The sequence below is a fragment of the Zwartia hollandica genome (assembly GCF_019923725.1).
Classification (GTDB): domain Bacteria; phylum Pseudomonadota; class Gammaproteobacteria; order Burkholderiales; family Burkholderiaceae_B; genus Zwartia; species Zwartia hollandica.
Map to the genome: position 1 here is coordinate 23447 of NZ_JAHXRI010000005.1, position 25430 is coordinate 48876.

A 25430-nucleotide genomic window follows, 5' to 3' on the forward strand; every position below is an offset into this window, starting at 1 on the left:
GTTAGACGGACAAATAGCGTTGTTTAATTTCAGCGTTGGCGTTCAATTCTGAAATCGTGCCACAGAACACATCCTTGCCCTTATCGATGACCACAGCACGATCGGCTAAGCCTAAACAAAAGTGCAAATTCTGTTCCGCTAGCACGATGGTCTTCCCCATTTTCCGTAGGGATTGAATTAGATCGTCAATCTTTTGAACCATGATTGGGGCGAGACCTTCACTGGGCTCGTCGAGCAACAGAACATCCGGGTTGCCCATCAGGGAGCGACCGACCGTCAGCATTTGCTGTTCGCCGCCTGAAAGTTGTCCCCCCAAGCGTTCACGTAGAGGCTTAAGCAGCGGCAGCATGTCATAGACACGATCAACACTCCAGTCGTCTTCACCGTTGGCGCCTTTTTTGACCGCGATAGTGAGATTGTCCTCAACAGTCAGGTCAGGAAAAATCTGGCGATCTTCGGGCACATAGCCCACGCCAGCCCGTGCGATTAAATGGGCGGCCTTGCCCGTTACAACTCGGTTGTGCAAAGTAACGGTCCCTTTGCGTGCTGGGATAACGCCTGCGACCGATTTCATGGTCGTGCTCTTGCCTGCTCCGTTGCGCCCGAGTAAGGCTAAGGTTTCACCTTGTTGTACATCGAAGGACAAACCGAATAGCGCTTGGCTCGTCCCGTAAAAAACATCGATGCCGTCGACTTTCAATACTTGCTTGCTCATGCGTGCACCTCCGCTGGCTTTCCTAGATAGGCTTCGATCACCGCTGGATTGTTACGAATTTGCTCGGCATTACCCTCGGCAAGCACCTTTCCGTATGACAGCACATGAATGTGCTGAGAGATACGGAAGACGATCTCCATGTCATGTTCGATCAGTACGACGGTGAGCCCACCTTTTTTCCAAAGCGCGTAAACAGTTTGAATCATCTGCTCACGCTCTTCGGGCCCCATGCCCGCAACAGGCTCATCGAGCAACAGTACTTTTGGCTTGAGCACAAGTGCTAAAGCCATATCGAGGAGCTTTTGATCCCCATGAGAGAGATTGCCACTAATGACATCTGCTTTGGTGTGCAAACCAAGTTGTTCCATGACCTCATAAGCGCGGTCGCGCGTTTGCGCTAAGGGAAAGCGACCATGCATTTGCGAGGACTTCCCGAGAGGCGACATCAGGGCACCCCGTAAGGACTCTTCTACCGTTAAGGTTTTGAAGAGTTTGGCTACCTGAAATGCACGACCAATCCCTTTGTGCACAATTTCGCTGCTGGGCAGGCCGACGATATCCTCACCATCTAGCAAAATCCTACCTGAGTCAGGTCGTAACGCGCCAGAGATCAAGTTAAAGAAGGTGGTCTTGCCAGCACCATTGGGACCAATGACAGCGCTTAGCGATTCTGTTTTGAAATGAATCGAGACATCTGAGGTCGCAACGACACCACCAAAGGACTTATTAAGGTGTTCGATCTTGAGCATTACTTACGACCCTCGCTTTGTACGTTGCGTGCGGGCGGAACACCGCCGTATGTTTGCCAAGTTGATCCAGCCAACCAACCCGCGTCAACAGGAAGATTGATGCCCGTAATGGCTTTTGCGGCTGGCGATAACAAGAAACCGACTGAGTCTGCGATTTCATCGGGTGTCACGAAACGACCCATTGCTGCTTGTGAGGTCAGGTCTTCGGGGTTGCGATCCTTGCGATCAATCGCAGCCTGTAGTGCCTCAGTCAGCACATAGCCAGGAGAAATTGCGTTGATCCGCACGCCCGAGCGGCCCCACTCCGCCGCTAAGCAGGCCGTCATGGAGGCGACCGCAGCTTTTGCAGGGCCATAGGCGTGTAGCGGAGAGGACCGCAGTGAGGTGATCGACGCAATGTTAACAATCGCGCCTCCGCCGAGCTCCACCATGCGTGAGCCGTAAATGGCACACGCTAGATATGTACCGCGCAGATCGATATCGACGACGCGATCCCACTCCGTCATGGTGAGGCGATCTGGGGGCAGACGATGCTGAAGAATTCCAGCGCAGTTCACAAGTGCGGTGACGGGACCATGCGTGGCCTCGATCATTTCTGCGACTTTACGCATGCCATCGTCATCCGTCACGTTACACGCATAAGCCTGTACGCCCATCGGTTTCATTTTTTCGTCGGACCACGTACCTGGCAGATCAAGCGAGACAACATGGTCACCGCGCTTGGCGAGATGACGTACACAGGCTGCACCAATTCCGCTTGAGCCACCTGTAACGACAGTAATAGAGGGCTTCTTGCTCATGGACGTGCTCCTTTGCGACTAAGCGACTGATAAATTTGAACAACGAAATCCGTCATGCCTCGTTTGAGACCTAAGGCAAAAAACAGGACGATGATACCTAGCGCTAAACCGTGATACTCGGTTGTGCGTGTGATGATGTCGTTGAAGATCATCAACAGCCCTGCGCCCACCACAGGACCAATAAAGGTATGTAGACCACCCATCATGATCATGAATACAGCTTCGCCTGACATCGTCCAGTAGCTGAACTCCGGGTAGGCGCCTGAAACGAACAAGGCCATGATGACACCGCCAACGCTTGCAAAGCAGCTAGCTAAGATAAAGGCATAGAGTCGCACTCTCCAGACGTTAATGCCTAAGAACTGTGCACGATCTGCGTTGTCGCGCACCATCCGCAAGGTGTAACCGAAAGGTGACTGGAGGATGTAGCGCATGAGAAAGAGGCAAACTACGCCAAGCACGCAAGAAAACCAATACAGGGTCTGTACATCAGCGAGGTTCAAACTGCCCCAGACGCGCGGAATACCGCCCATCAGTCCTTGATCGCCACCCGTCAGTGATGTCCAGGTGATGATGATGCTGTGGATCAACATTTGAAATGCGAGGGTAAGGAATGAAAAATAGATTTCCTTTAGCCTCACGCAGATCGAACCGATGACAAAGCCTAAGACGGCACAAAACAGGACGGCACCAAGTATTGCTACTGGGATAGAAGCACCGCCTTTCTGCATCAGCAGGCCAAAGGCGTAGGCTCCACCGCCAAAAAACATGGCATGCCCAAACGACACCATGCCGCCATAGCCCACCAAAATGTTGAGGGAGGTCGCAAAAAGACCAAAGGCAGCTAAACGGATGACAAAGTCTAACGCCACGCGTCCAGGTGAGAAAAATGGAATCGCGACTAAGATCGCGAGTCCGGCCAACGCGACGAGTAGGTCCTTATTGAAGCTTGAATGCGTGGTCATCAGCGTTGCTCCTTACCAAGAAGGCCGCTCGGCTTGAGTATAAGAATCAAGGCCATCGCAAGAAACATGATGCCCTCTACAAAAAGAGGAAATCCGATCGAGCCAAAAGAGCGCACGAGACCGATCAGTAACGCGCCAACTAACGCTCCGCTCACTGAGCCCATGCCACCAATCACCGTGACGATGAAGGACTCAATCAGAATTGAGAAGCCCATGCCAGCAGACATCGAGCGAACCGGCGCGGCGAGCGCTCCAGCAAGCCCCGCCAAGGCTCCGCCAAACACGAAAACGCCAGCGTAAATCCATGTCGTATTTAGACCAAGCACGGATGTCATTGTCGGATTGTGGGCTGCTGCGCGCACAATCTTCCCAATGCGCGTACGCGTCAGAACGTACCATAGGATCGCACCGATCACGGCAGCGGCACCCATCATAAATACGTAGAAGACCGGCACGATGCCGCCGCCAATGAAGAGCGGTGGTGTTTGGAAGGCGGCGGGCATACCCATCGATTGAAACTCGTGACCCCAAATAATTTTGACTGCATCGTCAAGAATCAATATGAAGGCATAGCAGACCAATAGTTGCAGCAGAACATCGGCGTTGTAGACACGCCGCATGAAAAAGCGCTCGAAGATCAGGCTAAAGAGACCCACTCCAATTCCGGCAATCAGCGCTGCAAGCAGATAGCTGTCAGTTAGGCGGTATGCAGACAGCGCGATGTAGGCGCCCAGCATATAAAACGAGCCATGCGAAAAGTTAATGACGCCGAGCACGCCAAAGATAAGCGTGAGGCCTGCGGCAACTAGAAATAGCAGCGCTCCCACGATGAGTCCCGTACTGGTCTGGGTGACGATACAGGAGATGGACGAGAGGCATTCGAATAGTGCGGTGGGATCCAAAGATGTCTCCGAGTGAAACCAACGTGTGGCACAGCGAGGGCGAGCAGTAACAACGCCATCGCTCGATACGAAAGGGGTCTCTGCCAATCAACATGGCAGAGACCCCGTCGACTTCAGTGTGAAGCGCAGCGGGGCTTATGCCCAACCTTTACGCTTCTTCCATTCGGTTTCGAGTTCATAAATTTGAGCCCAGCTACCGTTGACCTGGTTGGTCATGTATGGCTCTTTGTTGGTGAGAGAGCCGTAGCCAATCGCGTAGTTCACCAGCGTGTGGTCCTCAGCCCGCATGGTGAGCGTACCGTCTGCGCCGAAAGGCGAGTCAATTTTCAAGCCGCGCATCACTTCCGCTATTTTTTTGCCATCAGAACTATTGGCTTTTTTCATTGCGGTCATAATGAGGTTAATACCGGCAGAGTTTTCCCAAGACCAGTTCAGTGCGAGCTCTTTGAACTTGGCTTGATAGGCATCGGCCCACGCATTGTTTGCGGGAGTATTTGGGAAGCTACGCAGGTAGCGGTTGCCTGAGTGCATATTTGGCGGAACGTTCTTGACCGCTGTCAGTACCGCATACTCTGCTAAGTTTGGCGAAAAGAATTGCTTGTCCTTGAACAGAGCGTAGATGCCTGCCTGATCGATGAAGGAGGTCATGTCGCCGCCCCACAGCGCGGAGTAAAGCGCTTGTGGTTTGCCTTGAACGAGACGTGTAATGTTTTCGCTATAGTCCGCCTGGAAGAGCTTGGGCCAAACTTGACCGACGACTTCAATGTCTTTGTTGAAGTGTTTGAGATATTCAAAGTATTCGGCTGTGGTGTCGCGACCATAGGCATAGTCAGGCGAGATACTCATCCAGCGGTTGAGTTTGAGACGCTTGGCAACCTCGGCGCCATAGGACCCACCAACGATTGCATCGTGGATGCCTTGGCGCGCGGAGCGGAACGCCGTTGGGAAGCGCAATTTTGGATCTGCAGTCAGAGACGACGTCTCTGAACAAGTATGCACGACAAGTACTCCCAAATCTTTGGCCACTTCGTGTACGGCAAAGGCGCCTGAAGACGCTTCCGCATCCAAAATCATTTCACAGCCGTCGCCGGTGATCAGTTCGCGGGCAACGCGTGCGGCCTCTTGAGGCTGGCCTTTGGAATCGCGCACGACCATTTCGATCATACGTCCGCCCAAGCCACCGGCTGCGTTAAATTTCTCAACTTCAAGCGCAACGGCGTTACGTGAGGAGATGCCAAGCATGGCGACACGGCCAGACAGAATCGTCGGCATACCGATACGAATGGTCTTATTCTGCGCTAATGAGATCGCTGGGGCACCCAAGACTGCCATACCAGCGGTTGCGGCTGCGCCTTTTAGTAATTTGCGGCGAAGGGCCGTTTTTGAGTTCGATGTTGAAGCTGCGCTCATCTTTTGTCTCCCGTAGTGTTCAGATGATAGTTATGTGTTTTGAACTAACCTCTATAGGACGTTTTTACTTAGTTTTTGTCAAGAACCGAAGTCTCAGGAAAACCCTAGGCGTGTTGTTTCTAGGTGTGGCGGGATGCGCTAAAGTGTCGCTAGAGTGAAACCTTTTGGATGCTAGCTAAATGACACAAGCAAAGTTTTTTCCAGTGGCCGGTTGTGCCGGTACAGACCATAGGTTGGCGGGTGACTACCACCACCGCTGGATGGTGATCGATGCGCAGGGCGAGTGGTTAACTTCTTTGGCGTGCCCAAAGTTGCTAGAGGTGACGGTCGATTTGAAAATGGGTGCTCTGGTGCTGCGTGCGCCGGGAATGCTGCGTATGGATATCCCGCTCGATGTGATTGAGGATGATGAAAGTGTGAATCGTCCGGCTACTATTGCCGCGCAGCCTGTTGTCGTCATTGATGAGGGCGAGGTTGCCGCGGTATGGTTCAGCAAAGCGCTTGGTCAATCATGTCGCTTTGTCAAAATTCATCCCGACAAGAAACAACCGGTTTGGCCGTAAGGGTGAGCCTTCCCGCTGCTTTAAATTTTTTCTGTGGTTGAGGCGGTTAGGACACGATACTTCGCCATTAAGGCGTCTTGGCCTTCCTTCCATTGCGGATGGATTTCAATGCAATCGACCGGGCACACGACCTTGCACTGAGGCTCGTCGTGATGTCCAACGCATTCGGTGCATGCTGCCGGACTAATGATGTAGATCTCTTCGCCCATCGAGATCGCATCGTTGGGGCATTGTGGCTCGCACACGTCACAATTAATACATTCATCGGTGATGCGCAGTGCCATAACGCTCCTGAAAACCGGTCAGGCGCAATCCCTTTTGGGATTACGCTTTGGGTGCTGCGGCGTTTTGTTCCCGGCGCTCTTTCGCTTTGGCTTGTAGCCAACGTTCGACTGACGGAAACACAAACTTGCTCACATCGCCGCCCAACTCTGCGATCTCGCGCACAATCGTGCCCGAAATAAACTGGTATTGGTCAGAGGGTGTCATGAACAAGGTTTCAACTTCCGGAAGCAAATGGCGGTTCATGCCGGCCATTTGAAACTCGTACTCGAAGTCGGATACGGCGCGCAGGCCGCGGACAATCACCCGCCCGTCTTGTTCGCGCACAAAGTCTTTCAAGAGACCGGCAAAGCTGGCCACTTTGACATTGGGGTAGTGGCCGAGCACTTCACGTGCGATTTCAACGCGCTCTTCGATCGCGAAGAACGGCTTTTTATTCCGGCTATGTGCCACACCGACCACAACGCGGTCGAATAAGCTAGCTGCTCGGCGCACTAAGTCTTCGTGGCCGCGTGTCATCGGGTCGAACGTACCAGGGTAGATAGCAGTGATCATTTTTGCAATGCAGCAATTTGGATAAGGTGATAGTGTACGGCCCCTGCCCGGTCTTGGCGCAATAAGTCGTACTGCTCGGGTACAAAAATCGGTTTTTCGGCCTCAATATAAACAAGACCGTTGGGTTCTAACAAATTTGGAAGAATGGGCCAGAGTTCTTCGAGCCAGTTTTTTCCAAACGGTGGATCTAAAAAAATAAGATCAAACCGCGCCGCCTCTAGTCTTTCAACTATATGCTTTGCATCACCGGCGTGAATTCTAACTGCTTGTGCACCTAACTTATCGCGTAAAGCCCTAAGGGCGGCGACAGCTTTGGGGTGTTGTTCCACTAGTTGGACGTGCGCAACGCCGCGCGAGGCTGCTTCAAACCCTAGCGCGCCACTTCCGGCAAATAGATCCAGGACGCGCTTACTCTGAAAATCACCTTGCCAAAAAAAGTTTAGCCAATTGAACAAGGTTTCTCTGACTCGGTCTGGCGTAGGACGCAAACCGTCCACTTCGATCACCTCGATTGGTGTGCGACGAAACTGTCCGCCAACGATCCGAATATACTTCTTCACTATGTTTCGCTTTTTCAAGAAAAAAACTACGCCCGTTGAGCCTCTTCCAGAGGCCCAGACCACGACGCCTGCGCCGGATCTGAGCATCTCGCAGAATACCAGTACCGAGGTCTCCCCGGATGCGGCGCAGAGCCCTCCCGTGCAGGGCCGACGCTTTATGTTGTCCCAGGCCTTATCAGGCGCCCCGCTTGGTCGCCAGACTGGGCTGCCCATTGTGTCGGCCGACATTGCGCAGCCGAGTGCGGCAGTCCCTATTGTTTCTGTGGACGCGGCTCAACAGCCTGAAGCGCCGGCTCACGCGCCAGCACTTGAGCTGGTAGAAGACCAGAGCGCAGAACAAACAGAAGAACAAATTGCAGAACAAAAAACGTCTTGGCTAGCCAAGTTGAAGGGCGGTTTGGCCAAAACTGGGCAAAGTCTTGGAAGTCTGTTTGTCGGCGTACGTGTTGACGAGGATTTGTTCGAAGAGCTTGAGACGGCTTTGATCATGGCCGATGCGGGCGTTGAGGCGACCGAGCAACTGATGTCGGCGCTACGTGCCCGTGTAAAACGAGACCGAATCGAAGACGCCGATGCCGTACGTCAAGCTTTGAAAGACGTGCTGGCTGACCACTTAAAGATTCTCGAAAAGCCTTTTGATGTTGGGCATGTTAAGCCGCTTGTCGTGATGATTACTGGCGTGAATGGTGCTGGCAAAACAACATCGATTGGAAAGTTGGCAAACGCGCTGCAGCAACGCGGGGCTAAGGTGTTGCTGGCTGCAGGTGATACGTTTCGCGCTGCCGCACGTGAGCAGCTAGTTGAGTGGGGCAATCGCAATAATGTTTCTGTTGTCGCGCAAGACGGTGGTGATCCTGCTGCGGTGGCCTTTGATTCTGTTCATGCGGGTCGTGCGCGTGGCATGGATATCGTGATGATCGACACAGCAGGGCGTCTACCAACGCAATTGCATTTGATGGACGAACTGAAAAAAATTCGCCGTGTGATTGCCAAGGCTGATCCGACAGCGCCGCATGAGGTCTTACTTGTTGTCGACGGCAACTCCGGACAAAACGTACTGTCGCAAATCCGGAGTTTTGACGCAGCGGTTGGATTAACCGGGTTGATCGTTACAAAATTAGATGGGACCGCGAAAGGTGGCACCCTGGCTGCCGTAGCTGCTGGATCCCAAGGCACACGTCCGGTTCCCGTCTATTGGATTGGCGTCGGCGAAAAAATGGAAGATCTGCAGCCCTTTGTGGCCGCAGACTTTGCGGCTGCGTTAGTAGGCTAACGCCAGGGCCTGTGGGTGTTCGCAAGCGCTTTGAAGGCCTCTGTCGCCTCAAGCGTCAAGGTATCAAGTCGCGAGGTAATCCACCCGCAGGCAAACCAAGCACTAGGTTGTGTGTCGCGTAAGCCGACGAAGCGTTCACGCGCTACGATCAGATCATTCATCTCGCCCAGAATATTCTGTACGCGCGCAAGAGCCTTTTTGTATGGAGCCAGTCGACGTTGTGGCAAGATCGACTCACAGAACTGCAGCGCATAACGCAGCTTTTTGCCCCGTTTGCGCAGCTCATGCCGGGCTTCCATGTCTAGCGTTGGAAGTTGGCTCCCCTCCGCTACAACTTTGCGATCCCATTTCTTTAGTTTTTTGCTGAGCGTTTGTTCAAGCGATTGCTCTACAGGTTTCGCAAGCACTTCTTCGTCAGTCTGTACAGTGGCCGAAGCGGCCGGGACCGAAGGCAGTACAACACGCGCCAGCATCTCAAGCAGCCAAGACTGGTAACGCACGCTGCGAACGGTTGTCGCGGCATGGTTATCTTGCACTGCTTGTTCCAGAACTAATGGAGGTTGCCCTGCTTTGCGCAAAATGGGCAAAATCAGTTCTCGCAAGACGTCGTCATCGCGAGCGCCACCCAGCTGAGCAAAATGCATTTTTATTTCAGTGCGTACTTCCAGGCTGGGTAAGTCGGTCAGCCCATTGAAAAAAGACCAGGCAGAGCGTAGCCGACGAATGCCGACACGCAGCTGGTGCACATGTTCAGAGCGCTTGTCTAGGTAGAGGTCACCGGTATCCACGCCAGCAATGAATGCGCTGTTTCGAATGATTTGATCCAGGCACTCGGCAGATACGTCGCGCAAGGCTTGTGCAGCATTGCTTTGTGCGTCTAACACGATCGGCGTGACCGGTTGGGGCGCCCAGAATGCGGCGACTGCCTCGATGCGTTTTGTTTCTGAGTCTTGTGCGTTCAGCGCATCAAGCGCAGTCAAGGTTTTGTTTAGCTGAGCCAAGCGATCCCCGCGCTCAGCTTTGCTGCGCGCATCGAGAAGCAAGGCAAATTTTTGTTGCCAGCGCTTACCAAGTGTAAATATCGTTTCGAGCGGCCCCGATAGCAGTTCAAATTCAATTTCAGAAATCGGTAGCTCAAGCGCGCCAGCACGAATAACGCCGCGGTCATACGCAACTTCGACGCGACCAGTTTTGTCTCGAAGGATTCGGGACAGTCTCAGGACATTCGTTTCATATCGAACTTCCAAAGGTTCGGTCAGTGACGTGAGGACAACGCCTGCTGGAAGTCCCGCATATACACTCAGGTCAAGAACGGGGCCAGGGCGAGCCTGATTGAGTTCGATGCGGGAGAGGCTATCGGACCCTGGCATCTTTAGTGTTTGTACCCAGCGCCGACCTTCTAAGCGAAGTCGCAACGAAATTTTCGCGCGGGCAAGGGTGCGTGTTGGCGTATCAAAATAGAGCGCCCGTAACCGAGTGCGCGTAAGCGCTCCCCGAGCCAGTTCGCGCTCAACGCCGAGGCGGGCTGTCACAGGCACATGCAATTTGAGTTCTTGTTCTAGCATTCGGGTGTTTAAGCAGCCTTTAGGGAAGCAAAGTGTATCGACCACCCCACCTAAATTTGATGACAAGGTAAAAAAGCTAAGAATTCTGTATCTTTTTTGCCTCGAGAATCCAGTTGGCCAGTTCAACAAAGCCGGCACCGCCTAAAGAGGGCGTGACAAACTTGGGCTTATGCGTCAGACGGTGCAGTTGAGTTTGAATATTGGCCACGCCGACCGAATAATCAAAGAACCGGAACATCGGCTCGTCGTTCGGTGAGTCCCCAGCGAACGCACACACGGGCAGGAGCTCCTCGAGCCGACTTGAAAATTCGCGAGCGAACAAGGTGCGCGTCATGGAAAGCTTGTCATAGTGGCCAAACCAACCATTGACGTGGATGGAGCTGACCTTCGCTTGCGCACCCTCTGCTTCAAAGAGTGAGACAATTTTCTTGACTGCGTCCTCGGGCAAAGGCGGGACATCCTCACAAAAATCAATGGCTAGATCCGCCTCACGATAGTTTTGATCACTTGCCAGCGCACAGCCTGGAACACCACTCAAAATCTTGATTGAGAGGGAATTTAGACGCTCCCGATTGGCTCGACGCTCTGTATCGCTCGCGAAATGGTGGGTCAGCATCCGCCTTTGTTCGTGGTCATAGCGCATATAAAACGCCCCGTTTTCACCTACAACCGCAAAAACTGGCCACATACGCGCGATGTGGTCGCACCAGCCGGCAGGTCGCCCTGTGATGGGGATAACAGTGATGCCAGAAGCCCAAAGACGCTCAAGTGCCGCGTAGGCGTCTGCCGTGAGACGCCCTTCGGTCGTTAAGGTGTCATCGATATCAGTCAGTAGAAACTGGATCTTAGCGGCGTGCTCGGGTCTAAGGGTATTGAGTGCGCGCATGCGTATTCCGGGAGGAAGTTTGGGCGCCAGTAGGCTGGGGCCGTATGGTTTATCTTAACGATTCTATAATAGGTGTTTAGATTCGCCTGATTGTCCGACAACCATGTCCGCCAAAATTTCTCTCGCAACGAGCACAACTCCCGTACCGCCCTCGGCGATTTCACCGGTCTCTGAGATTATCGATGAGCTCCGAATGGGGCGTATGGTGATCCTAGTGGACGAGGAAGACCGTGAAAACGAGGGTGACCTTGTCATGGCAGCAGAGTTCGTGACCCCCGAGGCGATCAACTTCATGGTCACGCATGGGCGTGGCTTGGTTTGTCTCACCTTGACGGAAGAGCGTTGTCGGCAACTCGAATTGCCGCTGATGTCGAATAAAAACGGTACCCCGTACGGTACAAACTTTACGGTTTCGATTGAGGCGGCTGAGGGGGTTGAAACTGGAATTTCGGTAGCAGACCGCGCGCGGACGGTGCGCGTAGCTGTTGCACGGGATGCGAAGGCCTCTGACTTAGTCCAGCCTGGTCATATTTTTCCGCTACGTGCCGTTCCTGGCGGCGTGCTGGTGCGCGCTGGTCATACCGAGGCAGGTTGCGACTTGACCGCGATGGCTGGATTGACACCCGCAGCCGTAATTTGCGAAATCCTGAAGCCCGACGGCACGATGGCACGGCTGCCGGATCTGATTGAGTACGGGCGCACACATAATTTAAAACTCGGCACGATTGCTGATTTGATTCAGTACCGTAGTGAGCACGAGTCTGTGATCGAGCGTGTTGGAGCGCGCCCCGTACAAACCCCTTGGGGTGAATTTCAGATGATTGCCTATCGTGATACCGTGGCCGGACATCCGCATCTTGCCTTGGTGTACGGTCAAATTGATCCCGGCCGGGAAACGCTAGTGCGAGTGCACGAGCCCACGTCGGTGCTCGATGTGATCGATGTGCAAAGCCCCGGTCACAGCTGGGGCGTGGGCGAAGCGCTCAAGGCGATCCGAGAGGCTTCGGCGGGCGTCATGGTTTTTTTGAACTGCCAGGGCTCGGCAGACCACTTGTTTGGTCAAATTGCGAGCTGGCAGGGAGCACCCAGCGCACCGCCCGTTAAGCGTGAATCTGGACGTATGGATTTACGCACCTATGGCATGGGCGCTCAGATTTTACGAGACTTGAACGTCGGACAAATGCGCCTGTTGGCGCGCCCGCGCAAGATGCCAAGCATCATGCCAGGCTTCGGTCTGGACGTGACAGGTTACGAACACCAACCCCCCACCCGTAACAAATAGGAAGCACACCATGAGCCCATACACCTTGACCCCCGACATGAATGGCGAGGGCCTGCATATTGGCATCGTTCGTGCCCGCTTCAATGAGGATATCGGCTTAATTGAACTGGATGCTTGCTTGCAAGAGCTCGAGAGCCTTGGTGTTGACGAGCGTGACATTATGGTCGTCACGGTACCTGGGGCCCTAGAGCTTGGTGTAACACTCGCGCGTATGGCCGAGACCTTTGAGTTTGATGCGTTGATTGCACTGGGCGCCGTCATTCGCGGTGAAACCTATCATTTTGAAATTGTGAGCAATGAAAGTGCTTCAGCAATTTCTCGCATTTCCCTCGAAACAGGGATCCCGGTTGCTAACGGTGTGTTGACAACCGAGACTGACGAACAGGCCGAAGTGCGTGCCGCCGATAAAGGTCGCGACTGCGCACAGTGTGCGGTAGAGATGGCAAATCTTGTGGCTGCGCTTGAGCCTGAAGCCGACGAAGATGAAGAGGACGAAGATCTTGAACAATCCGACGCACGACGCTGAAGCGGGCGCGGTAACTCCGCCACGCAGCGCGCGCAGACGGGCGCGAGAACTTGCTTTGCAAGGTTTGTACGCCTGGCTAGTGCGTGATACGGATAGCTTGCAGGATGCTGGCGAGATTGAGGCGCACTTGCGGGACGAAGATGAGTTTGAGCAGGCTGATGCAGTCTGGTTTCAAACGCTATTGCATGGCGCGATGAAAGACGCGGGGCCATTGCGAGAGAAATTTTCTCCCTTCATTGACCGGCCTCTTGCCGAGTTATCCCCAATTGAGCATGGTATTTTGTTGATTGGCAGCTACGAGCTTGTGCATCACGTTGAAGTGCCTTACCGGGTGGCGATTAACGAGGCCGTCGAGCTCGCCAAGTCGTTCGGTGGCACCGATGGCTTTAAGTTCGTAAACGGCGTACTCGACAAACTTGCCGCGCAAGTGCGTGCACCTGAAACCCGAGCGACAACCCGTCGTTGAGCGTCTCCGGGGCAACCATACTCGTGCCATCCGAATTCGAACTCATCACGCGCTACTTTAGTCGACCTGTGCCAGGTGACATGCTTGGTGCGGGCGATGACTGCGCGTTGTTTTCCGTGAAGCCGGGTATGCAGTTGGCGACCAGCACGGATCTGTTGCTCGAGGGGCGCCATTTTTTTGCTGGGACGGATCCATTCCGGCTTGGGCATAAGGCGCTGGCCGTCAACCTCTCGGATTTGGCTGCAGTAGGCGCCAAACCCCTTGCGTGTCTGTTGGGACTTGGCTTACCAAGTGTCGACGAACAATGGGTATCTCGTTTTGCGGATGGGTTTTATGCGCTTGCCGATGAATTCGGTTGCGCGCTGATCGGTGGCGACACCACGCGCAGCATGCAGGGTGTCACGCTGAGTGTCACGGTCTTTGGTGAAGTAGCCCCCGAGCTAGCGATGCGTCGAAGCGCCGCAGTGCTGGGTGATGACATCTGGGTATCTGGAGACCTCGGCGCAGCGGACATTGCATGCCGAATGCTGGCTGGCGAGCTGCCGCGGGACGAAAAACTTCTGGCACAAACACGTCTTGCTCTAGAGAAACCTACGCCGCGGGTTGCGTTGGGTCGCAGGCTCGCCTCGCATGTGCATGCGGCGATTGATCTGTCGGATGGGCTTGTGCAAGATCTTGGACATATTCTCAAGGCGAGTGGCGTTGCCGCTGAGCTTGAGGAGGTCGCAATGCCTGTACACGACGCGTTAACGGGCTATGACGCCGCGCATGTGCGTCGCGCGATCCTTGCTGGTGGTGATGTGTACGAGCTTTGCTTCACCGCATCGCCTGCGCAGCGAGACAGTCTTCAGCGCATCGCAATCGAAACGGGCGTTCCCTTGGCCCGCGTTGGTCGAATCACCAGCGGATCGGGTGTAGTCGTGCGGGATGCAGGCGGGCATGCGTTGTCCGACCTTCCGAACGGGTTTGATCATTTCAGGAGTTCTGGTGACGCGCGTCTCTGAAAGGCATCTGACCAAGTGGCCGACCTTGTCTTGGGTGTTTTCTGACCCCGGGCGAATGATGATGTTTGGGTTTGGCTCGGGATTGGTTCGGCCAGGTTCTGGCACGTGGGGCACGTTGCTCGCGTGGCTACTCTGGAGCTTCTCGGCACCGGGTGTGGGTGACACGGCGATCGCCGTGTTCTTGGTCGCCTGTTTCATTTATGGCTGTTGGGCTTGCGAGCGAGTGACCGCGCAGCTGGGTGTTGCCGACCATGTGGGGATCGTCTGGGATGAGTTCGTTGCCTTTTGGATCGTGCTGTGGCTCGTGCCAGATTCGTTAACGGCACAGGCTGCTGCTTTTGTGTTGTTTCGTTTTTTTGATACGGTCAAGCCCCCTCCTATTCGTCAAGTCGATACCCGCTTCAAAGGGGGAGTAGGGGTGATGGTTGATGATTTACTGGCCGCAGGTTACACCTTGCTAGTAATGGCTATTTTGGTTCGAGTTGGCATCGCTTTCTGAGCACTCGACGCGTACATTTAGGAGGTGTTTGCATGCAAACTGATACCGATGCCTTGGCCCTGCGGCTTGGGCAGTTATTAGTCGCTCGGCAAGGTTGGCTTGCCACGGCGGAATCTTGCACCGGCGGTTTATTAGCGGGAGCAGCGACCGCCGTTGCCGGCTCGAGCGCTTGGTTTGAGCAAGGCTGGGTGACTTACAGCAATGGTGCAAAGCACGTCCAGCTTGGTGTGCCCAAAGACACGCTCGTTCAGTTTGGCGCGGTGAGTAAAGAAGTGGCAGAGGCGATGGCAGCAGGGGTGTTGGCGCACTCTCCGCCTGCGACACTTGCGCTTACTACGACGGGCATCGCGGGCCCGGGCGGTGGTACGGCCCACAAACCTGTGGGCCTGGTGTGGTTTGGATTCGCACAGCGCTTACCCTCGGGGATCGTGGTGCATGCGACCTCCAAAGTCTTTGAAGGCGATCGAAGTGCGGTGCGCCATGCGTCAGTGGCGTTTGCACTGCAGTCTGCCTGCGACCTACTGACCTCTTAGTCAGCAACTCTCAGCGATGCGCGTTGATGTCATCGCGCGTCTGTTTTGCTGCTGCGGCGGCAGCTTCAGTCCAATGTCCTGGGCCCTTCGCATAAAGAATCGCTCGCGATGAGTTGATCATCATGCCGGTCTTCTGCGTGTTGCAACCCGCAGCGCAGGTTGCAGCGATGTCCCCACCTTGCGCACCGATTCCCGGCACAAGCAGTGGAATATCGTTTCCCACTGCTTTGCGCACCGCAGCGAGCTCTTTGGGGAAGGTTGCCCCGACCACAAGCCCGCACTGACCCGTTTTGTTCCATTTGTTCGCTACCAAATCGGCTACGCGCAGATAAAGTGGCACGCCGTCCGTCATCAAAAACTGCAGATCCGACCCGCCTGGGTTGGATGTCCGGCACAACACGATCACGCCACGATCTTCCCATTCCAAATACGGGTCCACCGAGTCTGCGCCGAGGTAGGGGCTCACCGTGACGGCATGAGCGTTGTAGCGACCAAATACCTCTTTCGCATACTGCGTGGCTGTCGCGCCAATATCGCCGCGCTTGGCGTCGAGTACCAGGGGCAACTGTGGATAAGTCTCGCGAATATAGGCACACAGGTCCTCGAGCTGACCTTCCGCGCGTTCCGCCGCGAAATACGCGATCTGGGGCTTAAATCCACACACAAAAGGTGCGGTGGCATCGACAATTTGTTTGCAGAACTGAAAAATCGAATCGGGTCTGCCGGCTAGTTCGGCAGGCATCTTTGTGATGTCCGGGTCTAGCCCGACCATCAGCAGGGAATTTGACTTGATCCAGGCGGCGTTAAGGGTGTTGATAAATGACATAGATGAGGAAACTTGGTTTATAAAGACCGACCGCCTGTACGATTCAGGCTTTTCATTTTACTTCGGGAAGATAGCACGCCATGCCAATGCTCAACGTCCAGATCCTGCAAGGCTACAGTCCTGCCAACAAGACCGAGCTCTTGAAAAAGTTAACACAGTCCGTTGTGGACAGTATCGCCGCCCCGTTGGCTTCGGTGCGTGTTGTGTTGCAAGAGATTCCCGCTGAGCATGTCATCGTGGCCGGTGAGTTGGGCAAAGAAATGGTGATGATCACCGTAGGCTTGATTCGTGGACGTACTGAGGAACAAAAGGCGGCGCTGATTGCTGCGATGGCGGATGCCACAGAGCGCGCCATTGGGGTTTCCAAACAAAACATCCGTGTGATTTTGTTCGATCGTCCAGCGACCGATTTTGGCGTGGCGGGCGGCATTACTGCCAAAGCGGCTGGACGTTAGGCGTTGCAAGACCGCTTAAGCGCTGACAGCCTCTTCTTTCATTTTTCAACATAAGCGAAGGTCAAAGAATGACAACCGTTTTGCAATACGAACAAGATGATTTGGGCGTGGTGACGCTTACGCTCAATCACCCAGAGACCCGCAACGCACTGACCGGCACCGGCATCGTCGAGGCAATGCTTGATGCGTGCCATCGCATTGAGCATGATCCGAGCGTGCGTGCCGTCATCATCACGGCCTCAGGCCCGGTGTTTTCCTCGGGCGGCAAGATCGACGAAATGCAGAGACAGATTGGGTCCGGCTTTGGTAGCGACGTGCTGCGGCAGGAGTACCGGCAAGGCATTCAGCGCTTGCCCTTAGCGATTCACCAGATTGAGGTCCCCACGATTGCGGCAGTGAATGGACCAGCCATTGGCGCAGGATGCGATCTGGCCTGCATGTGCGACCTACGGATTGCCTCAGAGCAGGCGACGTTTGCCGAAAGCTTTGTGAAGGTCGGGATTGTGGCGGGTGATGGCGGCGCCTGGTTCTTGCCGCGCGTCATTGGCATGGCAAGGGCAGCCGAAATGTCCTTCACAGGAGAGGCGATCGATGCAAAGACGGCACTGGATTGGGGAATGGTGTCGCGCGTTGTGCCCGCCGCGGATCTGCTGACGACAGCCCAGACGCTTGCGCGCAAGATGGCCGTGAATTCACCACCTGCTGTGCGCATGACCAAGCGTTTGTTACGCGAGGGACAGACAGCCTCGCTGGCGAATTTGCTTGAGTTATCAGCAGCTTACCAAGCGATTGCCCATAAAACGCCCGAGCACGCCAAGATTGTGAATGATTTCATGGAGGCCAAGGCCGCCCGACAGGCAGCGCGTAAATAGGCAAACTCCTAAGTTTTCTCAAGCCGGACTTGAAATCCGGCAAAGAGACCTTATAATTAGCACTCGACTTCAATGAGTGCTAACAATATTGTTGGCTACTCAGCGAAGTGTTTCTCACAACCATTATTTTTGTAACAGGAGTTCTACATGGCCCTGCGTCCCCTGCACGATCGCGTGATCGTCAAACGCCTGGACAACGAGCGCAAAACTGCCTCGGGCATCGTTATCCCTGAAAGCGCCGCTGAAAAGCCCGATCAGGGTGAGGTGTTAGCCGTTGGTCCCGGTAAACAAACCGAAGACGGCAAAGTGTTGAAGATGGATGTCAAAGTCGGCGACAAAGTTCTGTTCGGCAAATACGCCGGTCAGACCGTTAAAGTCGATGGCGAAGAAGTCCTCGTCATCCGCGAGGAAGAAATCCTCGCTGTGGTCCAGTAATTCACAGAATACGGAAGGAAATCTAAATGGCTGCCAAGCAAGTCCTATTCGGCGATGACGCACGTGTGCGTATCGTCCGTGGCGTGAACATCCTCGCCAACGCAGTAAAAGCAACCCTGGGTCCTAAGGGTCGTAATGTCGTGCTCGAGCGTTCTTTCGGCGCCCCAACCGTCACCAAAGACGGTGTGTCGGTCGCTAAAGAAATCGAACTCAAAGACAAATTTGAAAACATCGGCGCGCAGCTGGTCAAGGAAGTGGCTTCCAAGACCTCTGACAACGCTGGTGACGGCACCACCACGGCAACCGTGTTGGCGCAGTCGATCGTTGTCGAAGGCCTGAAGTACGTGGCCGCCGGCATCAATCCAATGGACCTCAAACGCGGTATCGACAAAGCTGTTATTGCTGCGGTGGCAGAGCTCAAGAAGCTCTCGAAGCCTTGCACAACAACCAAGGAAATCGCACAAGTCGGTTCGATCTCGGCAAACAGCGACTTCTCAATCGGCCAGATCATTGCTGACGCAATGGACAAAGTCGGTAAGGAAGGCGTCATTACTGTTGAAGACGGTAAGTCGCTTGAGAATGAACTCGACGTTGTTGAAGGTATGCAGTTTGACCGCGGCTATCTGTCGCCATACTTCATCAACAACCCTGACAAGCAAGTGTCAGCGCTGGATGATCCCTATGTTCTGATTTACGACAAGAAAGTCAGCAACATTCGTGACCTCTTGCCCGTACTTGAGCAAGTTGCCAAGTCGAGCCGCCCACTGCTGATCGTGGCTGAAGACGTCGAAGGCGAGGCTTTGGCTACGTTGGTCGTCAACAACATCCGCGGCATTCTCAAAACCACAGCTGTCAAAGCGCCTGGTTTTGGTGACCGTCGTAAAGCAATGCTCGAAGACATCGCCATCCTTACCGGTGGTACCGTCATTTCCGAAGAAACCGGCATGTCGCTTGAAAAAGCTACGCTGGCAGAACTCGGTCAAGCAAAGCGCATCGAAGTTGGCAAAGAAAACACCACCATTATCGACGGTCATGGCGATGCTAAGTCGATCGAGGCACGCGTCAAGCAGATTCGTGTTCAGATCGAAGAAGCAACATCAGACTACGATCGTGAAAAACTGCAAGAGCGCGTGGCTAAGTTGGCCGGCGGTGTTGCTGTGATCCGTGTTGGTGCTTCGACCGAAGTCGAAATGAAAGAAAAGAAGGCACGTGTTGAAGACGCCTTGCACGCAACCCGTGCAGCGGTGGAAGAAGGCATTGTTCCTGGCGGTGGCGTTGCGTTAATCCGTACACGCGCTGTGGTTTCGAAGGTCAAGGGCGACAACGCTGACCAAGACGCTGGTATCAAGCTTGTCTTGCGTGCCATCGAAGAGCCTCTGCGCACCATCGTTGCTAATGCTGGCGACGAACCAAGCGTTGTGGTCAATAACGTTGCGAACGGCACAGGTAACTACGGCTTTAACGCCGCCACCGGCGAGTACGGTGACCTGGTCGAGCAAGGCGTTCTGGATCCAACCAAAGTAACGCGTACAGCCTTGCAGAACGCAGCCTCTGTTGCCAGCCTGTTGCTGACAACCGAAGTCGCTGTTTGCGAACTCGCTGAAGACAAACCAGCCGGCGGCGGCGGTATGCCTGGTGGCGATATGGGCGGCATGGGTGGTATGGGCGGCATGGGCTTCTAAGCCCAGGTCTTTCACACACCGACCTCGATTTTTCGGGGTATGCACCAAACCCCCGGGTAGGTTACCGGGGGTTTTTTTATGCGTGGCGTCTTTGCGTACAATCTCCGCCCATGACGGCAAGCTCGCTCGCGGGTATGCTTTGGCTCACACAAGTAATGAGGCGGTTGCAGATGACCCAAAATGCACAGGTACAAACGGTATGGTCCGAGGCCGAGTTATCGGCTTTAGCGGTCAAGGCTTTCCAAGGACTTGGTTTAACCCTGGCCGATGCCAAAGATGTTGTGCAAGTGCTTGTTATGGCCGATCTCTTTGGCCTAAGTACGCACGGATTGTCTCGGGTAGAGTCCTACGGCGAGCGCTTGCTAGTCAAAGGTATCAGTGCACGCCCTAACATTACGGTGCAATCGCCAGCACCTGCCTTACGACTAGTCGATGGTGACAACGGTGTCGGACCACTTGTCGGTATGCATGCGCTGAGGGCGGCGATGCAAGCGGCTAAAGAGTGCGGCATTGGTATGGCATTTGCTCGCGGCAGCAATCATTTTGGACCGATTTCCCCTTATTCCTTGCTTGCTGCGCAAGAAGGCTTTGCCAGCATTATTGGAAGCAATGCGACAACGACGATTGCACCTTGGGGCGGCAGTGATGCCCGTTTGGGTAACAGCCCCCTGGGGTTCGGTGTACCCAACCCAGGTGGTGATCCTTTTCTGCTTGATATGGCAATGAGCGTCGTGGCGCGCGCCAAGATTCGTAACGCGTTCAAGCGGGGGGAGGCTATCCCTGACACCTGGGCAACGGATGATAAAGGCCGAGCAACAACAGACCCGAAGGCCGCACTCGACGGCTTCTTGCAGCCGATTGGTGGCCACAAGGGGTATGGACTGGCCCTACTAGTTGATTTGTTTGCGGGCCTGCTTTCGAACGCTGCCTATTTAACTCACGTGAAATCTTGGGTAGATGCTCCGGATGAGCCACAAAATCTAGGCCACTTCTTTATTTTGATTAATACGCAGATGCTTGGGTCGACGCAATGGCTCGCTGAACGCATGACTGATTTTGCTTCGATCTTGCATGACAGCCCGGCTGCGGTCGAGGGGCGCCCGGTCATTGTCCCTGGCGAAATCGAATTGCATAAAATGAAGCAGCAACGCGCCCAGGGCATTACGCTTGATGCCACGACTGTTATTTTGCTGCATCAGCACGCAGCACGAGCAAAATGATTGCACCTACTTTAATCGAGCCTTTTTTATATAGACAGGTAGCCCAAGATGACTGAGCATGAGTGGACGTGGTTATGGATCCCCGCTTCAATTTTTGCAGCGGCTGCTCAGGCAGGACGTAATGCCATTCAGCGCAGCCTGACTGAGCAACTCGGCACGCTTGGCGCAACACAGGTCCGATTTTTGTATGGATTCCCGTTCGCGTTTTTGTTCACACTGATTGCCATCTTTGTGACGGGGTCTGTATTGCCCTCGATGAACATGAACTTCGCCTTATTTGTTCTGGCTGGGGCGCTGTCGCAAATCGCGGCGACCGCTTTGATGTTAGCTGCTATGCGGCAACGCGCCTTTGTTGTGGTCACGGCCTGGACAAAGACGGAGCCTGTTCAGGTTGCGCTGTTTGGTCTCATTGTGTTGGGCGATCAAATTTCTTTATTAGCGATGGGGGCGATTATTGTCGCGACTGTGGGCGTAACCATCATGGCGTCTAAGCCAGCGGCTGGCGGTGAGACAGGATCTTCCTGGCAGCCTGTCGTATTGGGGTTGTTGGCAGCCGCCTGTTTCGCGATTGCTGCTGTTTCATTTCGAGGCGGCATCTTGGCTTTAGGTGAGGCGCATTTTTTCGTACGCGCTTCTTGGACGCTTACCTGTGGACTTGGTTTACAGACAATATTGCTGGCTGCCTGGATGATGACCTTTCATTACGAAGCGTGGGTGCGTTGCTTGAAGGCCTGGCGTATTTCAATCTGGGGTGGCTTGCTTGGCGCCTCGGCGTCACAAGGTTGGTTTCTTGGTTTCGCCTTGACAGCCGCGGCGAATGTGCGCACGCTTGGGCTCGTTGAAGTGTTATTCGCACAGTTGCTTTCTTGGCGGGTGTTCTTGAGTAAGAGCACACGACGGGAGACGCTCGGCATCGTGTTAATTGTTGCCGGAGTCGCCTGTCTGCTACTAACGATGCCCTGATCTGGGCATCGTACAAACCAGCACCGAACCGCCAAAGAAGCGTTACTGTAAAAGCGGCAGACGCTTTGCTGCGGTATCGGCAGCAGGGGTGCCCTTGTAGTCTTTAATGATGCGTTGTAGCGTTACCTTTGCACCTGGACGATTGTTGAGTTCAATCTGGCAAGCGGCCACCATTAATAAGGCGTCAGGTGCGCGTTGCTGGGTCGGATACTTCTGAACCATTGCTTGCAGTGTCCCCATCGCACCTTTGAAGTCCTTTAAGGCGTAACGGCTGCTACCCAGATAAAACTGTGCGGTCGGTGCCAGGGCGCTGTCTGGATACAGCGTCATAAATGCGGTTAGATTTTGAATTGTTTCTTTGTATTGGCCTTTGCGAAATGTTTCCATCGACTGATCAAAGGCCGACTGCTCTCTGGGGTCCTGTGAGCGTGCGTCTGGAGCACGTCCCCCACCCGCTGCATTGGCAGCATTACCTGCGCCACCTGGGCGTGTGAGTTGCTCCATCTCGCCACGTAAGCGCGCTACCTCTTGCTCTAGCCCTTCAATTTGGTCGGCTAGCTGGATGCGTGCACGTTGATTGGCCTCGGTGAGCACTTTAATCTGTTGGCGTAAATCCACGATTGCCCTGCGCGCATCGTCATCGGCAAAGGCGAAAGCCGTTTGTGTCAGCAGGACGCTACCAGTAAGTGTGACACCAACCACAATCTGGCGGACAAGCGATGATTTAAAAATCATGGGTAATTCCTTTCGAAAGTAACAGGGCGGCTGATAAGCCGCCCTGAACAGGTCTAACACAAACGCTACGAATTAGCGCTTGTAGTTGAAATCTGCACGACGGTTTTCAGCGTAGTCTGCGTCGCTATCACCCAAAGCTTTTGGTTTTTCTTTACCGAAGCTAATGGTCTCAACTTGGGTATCAGACACACCAATTAAGGTAAGCATACGGCGAACTGCTTCTGCACGGCGCTGACCGAGCGCTAAGTTGTACTCGGAGCCGCCGCGTGCATCCGTGTTGCCTTCAATGACAACGCGTTGTTGTGGCTTACTGGCCAAGTATTTGCCATGCGTATCAACCAAGCTGCGGTATTGCTCGCTGACGGTGTAGCTGTTGAAGTCGAAGTAAACGGAACGTTGTTTAGCTAAGATGCTTTGTGGGTTGAACGGGTCAAGAATGCCCGAGCCATCCGCGCCGGCACCAGCGCCAGCCTGATCGTCCAGTGACACTGAACTACAAGCAGCGAGACTAGCGGCAACTGCCGCAATGGTTAATGCTTTGGCGATACGAGCTTTCATGATGTTTCCTTTGCTAGGAGATTCGACTATTTGGAAAACGGGCCCCAGGTGGGTTCGCGGATTTCACCGTTGAGGATCGATAGTGTTTGGCGCACACGTCCATCGCTGGAAACACCTGCCAACACACTTCGACCACCTTGCACGGCGGCGTACAAAACTTGCATGCCATTAGGCGCGAAACTAGGCGACTGATCATCTCGTCCGGCTGTTAGGAAGGACTCGGTGTTGTTCGTCAGGTTCAACGAAACGATACGGTATGCCCCGTCTCGGCGCGTTACAGTGAGCAACGTTTTGCCGTCTGGAGAAATTCTAGGTGAGATATTGTAACCGCCGTTGAACGTTACGCGGCGTGCTTCACCACCATCGAGCCCAACTTGGTAGATCTGCGGACTGCCGCTGCGGTCGCTTGTAAAGTAGATGGAGCGCCCATCAGGACTGAATACAGGCTCGGTGTCGATGAGCGGCGAGCGCGTGATGCGTCGCAAGTTCGAGCCATCGGCAGCGCTCACAGTGTAAATCTGTGACAAGCCATCACGTGTCAGCACGACCGCTAACTGGCTACCGTCAGGTGACCAGGCGGGTGCCGAGTTGTTGCCTTTGTAATTGGCAACCGGAAAGCGCTTGCTGGTTGCCAGTTGGTGCACGTATACCACCGGCTTGCCGGACTCGAAGCTGACATAAGCTAGACGTGAGCCGTCTGGAGACCACGCAGGAGAAATAACCGGTTCACGCGAACGCAGCGCGACTTGGGGGTTTTGACCATCCGCATCGGCAATTTGCAATTCATAGGTGTTACCTTGCTTTAGTACGTAGGCTATGCGCGTCGCAAAAACGCCCCGGATTCCGGTAATCTTTTCGTAGATGCGATCAGCGATTTGATGCGCAACGCGTCTAAGTTCTTTCTCGGTTCCCGAAAAAGCGACTCCATCAAGAGGGCCGCGTTTAACCGTATCACCAAGACGGTACTTCACCTCAAAGCGCCCATCGGGTAAGCGCACCACTGTGCCATAGGCGATGAAATCCGCACCACGGGTGCGCCACTCGTCGAAGGCAATCGGTGTGTCTACCGTCAGATTGGACCCAGAGGTTGAAATCAAGCGAAATTGTCCCGAGCGCGTCAGATCGGCACGAATGATTTCAGCAATTTGTGCGCCAGCTGGGTCGCCACTGAAATCGGCTATTGCAACAGGGTATTGTTGTGCCCCGGTGCCGGAGATGTCGACACGGAGTTGTGCATTTGCTGGAAGGGCTGCCGCAAGGCCTAAGAGCACGAGGCAAAGGGCTAGCCACACCCGTGTGCTCTGTAAAAGAGCGCGGATAGATTCTCGGTTGCCGAACGTGCGGGTAAGCGTCATATTTTTGCGAGCTCCTGTCAATCGTACATATTGTAATTGACGTCTATGTAACCTGGATAGGTGCCAGAGGGTGGTTTGGGGAAGGGCGTGCATCGCCGAATGCCGGTCTCCACAGCTCGGTCGAAGTTCGGATTGCCTGACCCGCGGGTGAGCTTCACGTCGGAAATCGTGCCATCCGGGCGCAGTTGTACGCGGTACACCGCTGCAGGATTTGTTGAGCCACTGCGTGGTGGTGTCGGGAAGGCCACGCCTGGCTGCACGCAGGCCCGGACCTGGGCGCCATAGCCGTCATTGCGGCCACCACCAGCTTGATTGCGGTCGGCTGTGCCGCCCGGGATGCCGGCGGCCCCCATGGCGTCATTACGGAACGCATCACGCAAGGCTTGCTCGCGTTTTGCCGCGGCTGCAGCCGCTTCTTTGGCCTTTTGATCCGCCTGAGCCTTCTCCTTTGCCTTTTGGTCAGCCTCGGCTTTTTCTTTAGCCTTTTTGTCGGCTTCTTCTTTTTTCTTCTTCTCTAGAGCGGCTTTAGCGACCGCCTCCTCCTTGGCGCGTTTTTCTGCTTCGATACGTTCGGCTTTTTCGCGCTGTTGCTCTAAGCGTTCGCGCTCACGTTTGGCCGCAAGCTCGCGTTCACGCTTGATTCGCTCTTCTTCCTTCCTAACCTCTTCACGCTCGAGCCGCTCTTGTTCTTCTCGCTTCTTGCGCTCTTCATCCAATGCAATTTCTGGATCCACCTCGGCCTTGGGTGGGGGGGCGGACGTGGAAGGCGTAGGGGGCGGGGGGGGCGGCGGGGG

The 25430-nt window shown here is 54.5% G+C and carries 30 protein-coding genes; 14 read left to right on the top strand and 16 right to left on the bottom strand.

Features of this window, described 5'->3' with window-relative positions; translation table 11 throughout:
- Position 1: 1 nt before the first annotated feature.
- The 6 genes from KZZ10_RS03090 to KZZ10_RS03115 form a co-directional block, all read right to left on the bottom strand.
- Positions 2-715, bottom strand: coding sequence for an ABC transporter ATP-binding protein (locus KZZ10_RS03090; RefSeq protein ID WP_259660040.1), 714 nt, complete (start codon positions 713-715; stop codon positions 2-4).
- Positions 712-1464, bottom strand: coding sequence for an ABC transporter ATP-binding protein (locus KZZ10_RS03095; protein ID WP_259660041.1), 753 nt, complete (start codon positions 1462-1464; stop codon positions 712-714). Before KZZ10_RS03095 ends, KZZ10_RS03090 begins: the two co-directional genes overlap by 4 nt.
- On the bottom strand, positions 1464-2264 hold the full coding sequence (locus tag KZZ10_RS03100; RefSeq protein ID WP_259660042.1) for an SDR family NAD(P)-dependent oxidoreductase: 801 nt from the start codon (positions 2262-2264) through the stop codon (positions 1464-1466). Before KZZ10_RS03100 ends, KZZ10_RS03095 begins: the two co-directional genes overlap by 1 nt.
- Complete coding sequence (locus tag KZZ10_RS03105) at positions 2261-3229, bottom strand: branched-chain amino acid ABC transporter permease (RefSeq protein WP_259660043.1); 969 nt, start codon at positions 3227-3229, stop codon at positions 2261-2263. Before KZZ10_RS03105 ends, KZZ10_RS03100 begins: the two co-directional genes overlap by 4 nt.
- Positions 3229-4131 carry a branched-chain amino acid ABC transporter permease gene (locus KZZ10_RS03110; RefSeq protein WP_259660044.1) on the bottom strand — a complete coding sequence of 301 codons (903 nt, stop codon included), beginning with the start codon at positions 4129-4131 and terminating at the stop codon, positions 3229-3231. Before KZZ10_RS03110 ends, KZZ10_RS03105 begins: the two co-directional genes overlap by 1 nt.
- Before the next feature lie 135 nt (positions 4132-4266).
- On the bottom strand, positions 4267-5541 hold the full coding sequence (locus tag KZZ10_RS03115) for an ABC transporter substrate-binding protein (protein ID WP_259660045.1): 1275 nt from the start codon (positions 5539-5541) through the stop codon (positions 4267-4269).
- Positions 5542-5720: 179 nt separating this feature from the next.
- Between KZZ10_RS03115 and KZZ10_RS03120 the strand changes: the two genes are divergently transcribed.
- Positions 5721-6104 carry an MOSC N-terminal beta barrel domain-containing protein gene (locus KZZ10_RS03120; protein ID WP_259660046.1) on the top strand — a complete coding sequence of 128 codons (384 nt, stop codon included), beginning with the start codon at positions 5721-5723 and terminating at the stop codon, positions 6102-6104.
- 20 nt (positions 6105-6124) lie between these two features.
- On the opposite strand, the gene KZZ10_RS03125 is transcribed toward KZZ10_RS03120, so the two are convergent.
- The 3 genes from KZZ10_RS03125 to rsmD are packed head-to-tail and all read right to left on the bottom strand — an operon-like array spanning position 6125 to position 7588.
- Positions 6125-6388: a YfhL family 4Fe-4S dicluster ferredoxin gene (locus tag KZZ10_RS03125; RefSeq protein WP_259660047.1), complete on the bottom strand. Its 264-nt coding sequence runs from the start codon at positions 6386-6388 to the stop codon at positions 6125-6127.
- Between the two features lie 40 nt (positions 6389-6428).
- Positions 6429-6941 (bottom strand): pantetheine-phosphate adenylyltransferase, encoded by a 513-nt coding sequence (gene coaD, locus KZZ10_RS03130; protein ID WP_259660048.1) that lies wholly within the window; start codon positions 6939-6941, stop codon positions 6429-6431.
- Positions 6938-7588 carry a 16S rRNA (guanine(966)-N(2))-methyltransferase RsmD gene (gene rsmD, locus KZZ10_RS03135; RefSeq protein ID WP_375372528.1) on the bottom strand — a complete coding sequence of 217 codons (651 nt, stop codon included), beginning with the start codon at positions 7586-7588 and terminating at the stop codon, positions 6938-6940. Before rsmD ends, coaD begins: the two co-directional genes overlap by 4 nt.
- Before the next feature lie 70 nt (positions 7589-7658).
- Between rsmD and ftsY the strand changes: the two genes are divergently transcribed.
- Positions 7659-8774 (top strand): signal recognition particle-docking protein FtsY, encoded by a 1116-nt coding sequence (ftsY, locus tag KZZ10_RS03140; RefSeq protein ID WP_375372529.1) that lies wholly within the window; start codon positions 7659-7661, stop codon positions 8772-8774.
- On the opposite strand, the gene KZZ10_RS03145 is transcribed toward ftsY, so the two are convergent.
- Complete coding sequence (locus tag KZZ10_RS03145; protein ID WP_259660050.1) at positions 8771-10339, bottom strand: CYTH and CHAD domain-containing protein; 1569 nt, start codon at positions 10337-10339, stop codon at positions 8771-8773. The two genes, ftsY and KZZ10_RS03145, sit on opposite strands and share 4 nt — an antisense overlap.
- A gap of 76 nt (positions 10340-10415) precedes the next feature.
- Complete coding sequence (locus KZZ10_RS03150; protein ID WP_259660051.1) at positions 10416-11225, bottom strand: HAD-IIB family hydrolase; 810 nt, start codon at positions 11223-11225, stop codon at positions 10416-10418.
- 103 nt (positions 11226-11328) lie between these two features.
- On the opposite strand from KZZ10_RS03150, the gene ribBA reads away from it, so the two are divergent.
- Genes ribBA through KZZ10_RS03180 form a run of 6 tightly spaced genes read left to right on the top strand, consistent with a single transcriptional unit; the run spans position 11329 to position 15535 of the window.
- Positions 11329-12507: a bifunctional 3,4-dihydroxy-2-butanone-4-phosphate synthase/GTP cyclohydrolase II gene (gene ribBA / locus KZZ10_RS03155; protein WP_259660052.1), complete on the top strand. Its 1179-nt coding sequence runs from the start codon at positions 11329-11331 to the stop codon at positions 12505-12507.
- A 10-nt stretch (positions 12508-12517) separates the two neighbouring features.
- Positions 12518-13033 (top strand): 6,7-dimethyl-8-ribityllumazine synthase, encoded by a 516-nt coding sequence (ribH, locus tag KZZ10_RS03160; protein WP_259660053.1) that lies wholly within the window; start codon positions 12518-12520, stop codon positions 13031-13033.
- Entirely contained in the window at positions 12990-13499 is a 510-nt protein-coding gene (gene nusB, locus KZZ10_RS03165; RefSeq protein WP_375372530.1) for a transcription antitermination factor NusB, read from the top strand. Before ribH ends, nusB begins: the two co-directional genes overlap by 44 nt.
- A 23-nt stretch (positions 13500-13522) precedes the next feature.
- Positions 13523-14503, top strand: coding sequence for a thiamine-phosphate kinase (thiL, locus tag KZZ10_RS03170; protein ID WP_259660055.1), 981 nt, complete (start codon positions 13523-13525; stop codon positions 14501-14503).
- Positions 14487-15002, top strand: a complete 516-nt coding sequence (locus KZZ10_RS03175) for a phosphatidylglycerophosphatase A family protein (protein ID WP_259660056.1) — start codon at positions 14487-14489, stop codon at positions 15000-15002. The genes thiL and KZZ10_RS03175 overlap by 17 nt, the downstream gene beginning before the upstream one ends.
- Positions 15003-15034: 32 nt before the next feature.
- On the top strand, positions 15035-15535 hold the full coding sequence (locus tag KZZ10_RS03180; RefSeq protein ID WP_259660057.1) for a CinA family protein: 501 nt from the start codon (positions 15035-15037) through the stop codon (positions 15533-15535).
- A gap of 10 nt (positions 15536-15545) precedes the next feature.
- Here the strand turns inward: KZZ10_RS03180 and pyrF are convergent, their stop codons facing one another.
- Positions 15546-16361, bottom strand: coding sequence for an orotidine-5'-phosphate decarboxylase (gene pyrF / locus KZZ10_RS03185; protein ID WP_259660058.1), 816 nt, complete (start codon positions 16359-16361; stop codon positions 15546-15548).
- Positions 16362-16441: 80 nt separating this feature from the next.
- On the opposite strand from pyrF, the gene KZZ10_RS03190 reads away from it, so the two are divergent.
- The 6 genes from KZZ10_RS03190 (at position 16442) to KZZ10_RS03215 (ending at position 21988) form a co-directional block, all read left to right on the top strand.
- Positions 16442-16816, top strand: coding sequence for a tautomerase family protein (locus tag KZZ10_RS03190; protein ID WP_259660059.1), 375 nt, complete (start codon positions 16442-16444; stop codon positions 16814-16816).
- A gap of 68 nt (positions 16817-16884) precedes the next feature.
- Complete coding sequence (locus KZZ10_RS03195) at positions 16885-17688, top strand: crotonase/enoyl-CoA hydratase family protein (RefSeq protein WP_259660060.1); 804 nt, start codon at positions 16885-16887, stop codon at positions 17686-17688.
- Between the two features lie 147 nt (positions 17689-17835).
- Positions 17836-18123, top strand: a complete 288-nt coding sequence (groES, locus tag KZZ10_RS03200; protein ID WP_028817000.1) for a co-chaperone GroES — start codon at positions 17836-17838, stop codon at positions 18121-18123.
- A gap of 26 nt (positions 18124-18149) precedes the next feature.
- Positions 18150-19805, top strand: coding sequence for a chaperonin GroEL (groL, locus tag KZZ10_RS03205; RefSeq protein ID WP_259660061.1), 1656 nt, complete (start codon positions 18150-18152; stop codon positions 19803-19805).
- Between the two features lie 170 nt (positions 19806-19975).
- Entirely contained in the window at positions 19976-21025 is a 1050-nt protein-coding gene (locus tag KZZ10_RS03210) for an Ldh family oxidoreductase (RefSeq protein WP_259660062.1), read from the top strand.
- A gap of 48 nt (positions 21026-21073) precedes the next feature.
- Complete coding sequence (locus KZZ10_RS03215) at positions 21074-21988, top strand: DMT family transporter (protein WP_259660063.1); 915 nt, start codon at positions 21074-21076, stop codon at positions 21986-21988.
- Positions 21989-22030: 42 nt separating this feature from the next.
- Here the strand turns inward: KZZ10_RS03215 and ybgF are convergent, their stop codons facing one another.
- From ybgF to tolA, 4 genes are all read right to left on the bottom strand, one after another.
- Positions 22031-22723, bottom strand: a complete 693-nt coding sequence (gene ybgF, locus KZZ10_RS03220; protein ID WP_259660064.1) for a tol-pal system protein YbgF — start codon at positions 22721-22723, stop codon at positions 22031-22033.
- 72 nt (positions 22724-22795) lie between these two features.
- Entirely contained in the window at positions 22796-23281 is a 486-nt protein-coding gene (gene pal, locus KZZ10_RS03225; protein ID WP_259660065.1) for a peptidoglycan-associated lipoprotein Pal, read from the bottom strand.
- A gap of 26 nt (positions 23282-23307) precedes the next feature.
- On the bottom strand, positions 23308-24636 hold the full coding sequence (tolB, locus tag KZZ10_RS03230) for a Tol-Pal system beta propeller repeat protein TolB (RefSeq protein WP_259660066.1): 1329 nt from the start codon (positions 24634-24636) through the stop codon (positions 23308-23310).
- A 17-nt stretch (positions 24637-24653) separates the two neighbouring features.
- Positions 24654-25430: cell envelope integrity protein TolA (gene tolA / locus KZZ10_RS03235; protein WP_259660067.1), on the bottom strand; the 777-nt coding region annotated here is incomplete at its 5' end.

What these genes read in the sequence shown, in the direction of transcription:
- KZZ10_RS03125 (WP_259660047.1), bottom strand. Translation starts at nt 6,388, where the DNA reads ATGGCACTGCGCATCACCGATGAATGTATTAATTGTGACGTGTGCGAG.
- KZZ10_RS03180 (WP_259660057.1), top strand. Translation starts at nt 15,035, where the DNA reads ATGCAAACTGATACCGATGCCTTGGCCCTGCGGCTTGGGCAGTTATTA.
- ftsY (WP_375372529.1), top strand. Translation starts at nt 7,659, where the DNA reads ATGTTGTCCCAGGCCTTATCAGGCGCCCCGCTTGGTCGCCAGACTGGG.
- KZZ10_RS03105 (WP_259660043.1), bottom strand. Translation starts at nt 3,229, where the DNA reads ATGACCACGCATTCAAGCTTCAATAAGGACCTACTCGTCGCGTTGGCC.
- rsmD (WP_375372528.1), bottom strand. Translation starts at nt 7,588, where the DNA reads ATGCTCAGATCCGGCGCAGGCGTCGTGGTCTGGGCCTCTGGAAGAGGC.
- KZZ10_RS03115 (WP_259660045.1), bottom strand. Translation starts at nt 5,541, where the DNA reads ATGAGCGCAGCTTCAACATCGAACTCAAAAACGGCCCTTCGCCGCAAA.
- KZZ10_RS03090 (WP_259660040.1), bottom strand. Translation starts at nt 715, where the DNA reads ATGAGCAAGCAAGTATTGAAAGTCGACGGCATCGATGTTTTTTACGGG.
- coaD (WP_259660048.1), bottom strand. Translation starts at nt 6,941, where the DNA reads ATGATCACTGCTATCTACCCTGGTACGTTCGACCCGATGACACGCGGC.
- KZZ10_RS03195 (WP_259660060.1), top strand. Translation starts at nt 16,885, where the DNA reads ATGACAACCGTTTTGCAATACGAACAAGATGATTTGGGCGTGGTGACG.
- KZZ10_RS03215 (WP_259660063.1), top strand. Translation starts at nt 21,074, where the DNA reads ATGACTGAGCATGAGTGGACGTGGTTATGGATCCCCGCTTCAATTTTT.
- pyrF (WP_259660058.1), bottom strand. Translation starts at nt 16,361, where the DNA reads ATGTCATTTATCAACACCCTTAACGCCGCCTGGATCAAGTCAAATTCC.
- groL (WP_259660061.1), top strand. Translation starts at nt 18,150, where the DNA reads ATGGCTGCCAAGCAAGTCCTATTCGGCGATGACGCACGTGTGCGTATC.
- ybgF (WP_259660064.1), bottom strand. Translation starts at nt 22,723, where the DNA reads ATGATTTTTAAATCATCGCTTGTCCGCCAGATTGTGGTTGGTGTCACA.
- tolB (WP_259660066.1), bottom strand. Translation starts at nt 24,636, where the DNA reads ATGACGCTTACCCGCACGTTCGGCAACCGAGAATCTATCCGCGCTCTT.
- KZZ10_RS03100 (WP_259660042.1), bottom strand. Translation starts at nt 2,264, where the DNA reads ATGAGCAAGAAGCCCTCTATTACTGTCGTTACAGGTGGCTCAAGCGGA.
- ribH (WP_259660053.1), top strand. Translation starts at nt 12,518, where the DNA reads ATGAGCCCATACACCTTGACCCCCGACATGAATGGCGAGGGCCTGCAT.
- ribBA (WP_259660052.1), top strand. Translation starts at nt 11,329, where the DNA reads ATGTCCGCCAAAATTTCTCTCGCAACGAGCACAACTCCCGTACCGCCC.
- nusB (WP_375372530.1), top strand. Translation starts at nt 12,990, where the DNA reads ATGAAGAGGACGAAGATCTTGAACAATCCGACGCACGACGCTGAAGCG.
- KZZ10_RS03120 (WP_259660046.1), top strand. Translation starts at nt 5,721, where the DNA reads ATGACACAAGCAAAGTTTTTTCCAGTGGCCGGTTGTGCCGGTACAGAC.
- KZZ10_RS03145 (WP_259660050.1), bottom strand. Translation starts at nt 10,339, where the DNA reads ATGCTAGAACAAGAACTCAAATTGCATGTGCCTGTGACAGCCCGCCTC.
- groES (WP_028817000.1), top strand. Translation starts at nt 17,836, where the DNA reads ATGGCCCTGCGTCCCCTGCACGATCGCGTGATCGTCAAACGCCTGGAC.
- KZZ10_RS03095 (WP_259660041.1), bottom strand. Translation starts at nt 1,464, where the DNA reads ATGCTCAAGATCGAACACCTTAATAAGTCCTTTGGTGGTGTCGTTGCG.
- pal (WP_259660065.1), bottom strand. Translation starts at nt 23,281, where the DNA reads ATGAAAGCTCGTATCGCCAAAGCATTAACCATTGCGGCAGTTGCCGCT.
- KZZ10_RS03210 (WP_259660062.1), top strand. Translation starts at nt 19,976, where the DNA reads ATGACCCAAAATGCACAGGTACAAACGGTATGGTCCGAGGCCGAGTTA.
- KZZ10_RS03150 (WP_259660051.1), bottom strand. Translation starts at nt 11,225, where the DNA reads ATGCGCGCACTCAATACCCTTAGACCCGAGCACGCCGCTAAGATCCAG.
- KZZ10_RS03190 (WP_259660059.1), top strand. Translation starts at nt 16,442, where the DNA reads ATGCCAATGCTCAACGTCCAGATCCTGCAAGGCTACAGTCCTGCCAAC.